The sequence below is a fragment of the uncultured Gemella sp. genome, assembly GCF_963515875.1.
In the GTDB taxonomy this organism is placed as follows: Bacteria; Bacillota; Bacilli; order Staphylococcales; family Gemellaceae; genus Gemella.
In genome coordinates this window covers 1-4,177 of the sequence record NZ_CAUPZX010000071.1, presented here as the reverse complement: position 1 = coordinate 4,177, position 4,177 = coordinate 1, and the positions used below count along the sequence as shown (strand labels likewise).

Here is a 4,177-nt window from a genome sequence, read left to right as displayed (position 1 = left end):
ATCCACATGTCTAAACTAAATATATATGTGTCCAGAATTTTGGGTACACATCAAATTTAGATTTAGGAATGATTCTCACCATGTTTCAAAGTCGTCAATATTTTATGTTATAGGTACATTTAAGTACACGGTTATATGCAATAAAGGAGGAATAAATAAATTGATAGGTAAAAATAATAATTATCTAAAAATTAGGAAAGAGGGTACAAAAGTTGAAACGTACTCTATTAAGAAATTTAAGGTAGGTACAGCATCAGTAGTAATCGGTGCGAGTATCTTCTTTGGTGCTGGAGCAGTAGCACAAGCTAGTGAAGAAGTATCAAATAACACAACAGCGGATAACACAACAAACGCTGGAGAAAAAGCAGAGGTTCCGACTGCACCAGTAGCAACAGCTAAACCAGTAGCAAAAGACACTACTAAAGAAGATATAGCAGCAGCGGTAGCGGCTAAAGCGGAAGAAAAAGTAGCGCTAGATACAACGAAATTAGAAAACTACATCGCAGAAATCGAAGCGAAACTTGCTGATGGAACATATGCTAATAAAACAGAAGAATCTGTTGCGGTATTAAAAGCAGACTTAGAAGCTGCAAAAACAACATTAAGAAACGCTAAAACTCAAGATGAAATCACAAGAGCTTACAGTAAATTAGTAACTACAGCTAGCACTAAATTAAAAGCTAAAGCTGCAGAGAAAAAAGAAACTCCAGAAGTAGACACTACTAACGGAAAAGAAACTGTAGGTAAAAAAGCAGAAAACACAGAACCTAAATCTGGTACTAACTCAATCGAAAACACAGGATCTAACGACGCACGTAATGGGAAAGAGATTGAAAAAGGGACTAGGTTTAGAACAGAAGGAAACCAAGCACCAACAGTAGAACTTCCATACTCAAATGTTGATAGACGTCAGATCTATATTTATACAGGAGAAAAAACTGACTTAACATTTACCGGTAAAGACGAGACGATAGTAAAAGATTTATATCTACGAAATAAAGGTAAAGATGAAAGTGATAACGCTAGTGTTTATGGTTTTACCATAGGAAAGGTAACTAATAGCGCTGTAGCATCTGGGGAAGGAACTGTATCTGATGATAAGAAAACAGCGACTATCAAGATGGTTGGAGTAACAAATCTGAAAGCTCCGAACAAGTGGACAAGTTTTATCGAGGCTAAAGATAATGACGGTGTTAAATCTATGCCAGCAAATGAAACCTATAGTGTTGAAAACTATGAACTTCGCCAGAAAAAACCTGGGTATGTTGAATTCATTGTTAAATCTCAAACAGATAAGTATGATATCAAGACACCAACTGAAAAAGTTGCTGTAACAGATCCAACTAACGTAACAGAAGATGAATTAGCGAAAATCAAAGAAAAATTAAAAATTGAGTACTCTAATAACAATGATGACGCTAATTTAGCTGATAAAAAAGGAACAGAAGTAGAAAATCAATCAGATCGTATTGCTTCTATTACTAATTCTGGAAATAATATTGTAGTAACTTATAAAGATGGTTCTACAGATACAATTTCTAAAGGGAAGTTAATTAGCGGGCCAGCACCTGTAGTAACTGGAAATCCTAAAGCTAGAAATACAGTTCTATCAACTGATGAAGAATTATCAGGGACTGGTACGGCTGGAGCAACTGTTAAGGTTACTATAAAAAATCCAGAAGGAACACAAGTTATCACAGAAAAAACTACAGAAGTTGGAGCTGATGGTACTTGGAAACTATCTTTAGATAAAGGACTTAACAGTAACGAAGCGTTACTTGGAGCAAGTGAAAGAGCCAGAACATTCTATGCTCCTAAGAACAATGTTGAAGTTACACAGACTGTTAATGGCGTATTAAGTGAAAAGACGGATGTAGTTGTATCTATCGGACCTTCAAAAATTCTACCATCAGCGGCAGCAAAAGACGGTAAGAGCGTTGTAGCAGGAGCTAAAGAAGTAACGTTTACTGTACCTCATGACGCAGGATTCACATACTTCTTCTATACAAATAAAGAAACTAACAGAGAAATTCAGCTTGATATTAAACGTGAAGATGACGGAAGTTTAGTGATGACTGGTGGAAATGCAGGTAAGGCAACGGTTAAAGAGACTGTAAAAGGACCTTTCTACGATACAGTTACGTTAACATTAACAGAACCTGTTAAAGAAGGGGTAAACTTAAAAGTTATTCCTCACAATGGTGGAGCAACAAAAGGAACATACTTAGGTAAAACACAGTATCCTGTTACGAATGAAGCGCCAGTAGTTGCACCTGTAATCGAAAACCAAAATGAAAAAACAGTCCCAACGGAAACAACTATTACTAAAGCTGATTTATTAGCTCTTGTAAAAGTAACAGACCATGAAGACGATTTAAATGCGACACTTGGTAACAAGGGGAATGTTCGAGTAGTTTCAGTTGATGGAAATACAAATGTTACTGGGATTGATACTTCAGAAGCGGGAGAACACACTGTTATTTACAAAGCTGTAGATAGTCAAGGTAAAGAATCTGCTGACTACACATACAAAGTAATCGTTCGTAAAAATAATGCACCAGAAGTTAAGATTCCTTATTCAGTAGATGGCAAGAAAGATGTCTATGTATATGCAAATGAAGATATTGACCTTAATATTAAATATACAGATGACTCAGGGAAAATTGCGTCAGCAACAGTTAACAGAGGTGGAAATCAGCCTTTAAATCCAACTGCTGCTAATCCAGATGTTTTAGATAATGAATTTGATATGACTTTAACACCTGTTACTTCAGAAACAGAAGCAACAGCTGAAAAACCTGCAATTGTGAAAATCGGAGGTAAAGTAACTAAAGATACAGCAGGACTTGATAAAACTAAGTTCCCTAAAGGAGATACAGACGAATATAGACTGGTAACTCGTTATGCGACAGCAACTGATACAGACGGAAAAATTATCGTTAATAATGCGACTAGTAGTTCATATGCAACAGACCCTGGCTCATTTTCTATTGTATTGAAATCTCAAACGAAAAAATATGATATTAAAGAATTAGATGAAGCTAACAAAATTGTAGTAACTGATACAGTTAACATTCCAGCAGCTGAATTAGAAAAAATCAAAGAAAATATTCCTTTAGAATACTCTAAGAAAAATGAAGATAAAAACTTAGAAGATAAAAAAGGAACAGCAGTAGACAAGGCTGCTGCTGCAAAAGTAGTTGATACACTTGTTCAAAAAGGAGATAACTTAGAAGTAACTTATAAAGATGGTTCTAAAGATACGATCCCAGTAGATAAAGTTGTGAAATTAGATAAACAACCAGCTATTGATGCAGTAAATAACAAAGCAACTGACCAAATCACAGCGATTAATAATAACGCTGCATTAACACCAGCTGAAAAAGAAAAAGCTATTGCTAAAGTAAATGAAGATAAAACAGCGGCATTAGGTAAAATTGATGAAGCTACAAATAATGGCGCAATTGAAACTGCTAAAAATGATGGAATTACAGCCGTAGGTAAAGTAAACCCAGTAGCTAAAGAAGCTGCTAAACAAGCTGTTGCAGATGCATTAAAAGCTAAAAATGATGCACTTGATGCGCGTGAAGATTTAACTCAAAAAGAAATAGAAGATGCAAAAGCAGCTGCTAAAGTAGAAGCAGATAAAGCAATTGTAAAAATCAATGAACAACCAGATACTGCACCAACACCAGCAGAAGCAACAACAGCACAAACAGCAGTTGATACTGGAAAAACTGATGGTACAGCTGCAATCGCTAAAATTAATCCAATTGGTAAACAAGCAGCATTAGATAAAATCGATGAAGCATTAAAAGCAAAAGAAAAAGAAATCGATGCTCGTACTGACTTAACTGATGAAGAGAAAAAAGAAGTTAAAGATAAAGCTAAGGAAATTGCTGATACTAAAAAAGCAGTAATCAATGGTAAGAAAAATAATGGAGATACAGAAGCAGAAGCTGGAACAATTCAAGGCGAAATCAATACAGCGGGTACTGAGGGAGCAGATGCTATTACAGCTTTAGCAAAAGATCCAGCGAAAAAACCAGAAGCTAATACAGCTGTGACAAATGCTGCAGAAGTTAAAAAGCAATCAATCCAAAACGATACTGCATTATCGCCAGAAGCTAAGAAAAAACTTCAAGATGAAGTAGATGAAATTAAAAAAGCATCAGAA

1 protein-coding gene is annotated in these 4,177 nt (G+C 35.5%); it reads left to right on the top strand.

The window, feature by feature from the left end; genetic code table 11:
• Nucleotides 1–160: 160 nt before the first annotated feature.
• A partial coding sequence (locus RWL85_RS08445; RefSeq protein ID WP_314087104.1) for a DUF1542 domain-containing protein occupies nucleotides 161–4,177 on the top strand: 4,017 nt, incomplete at its 3' end.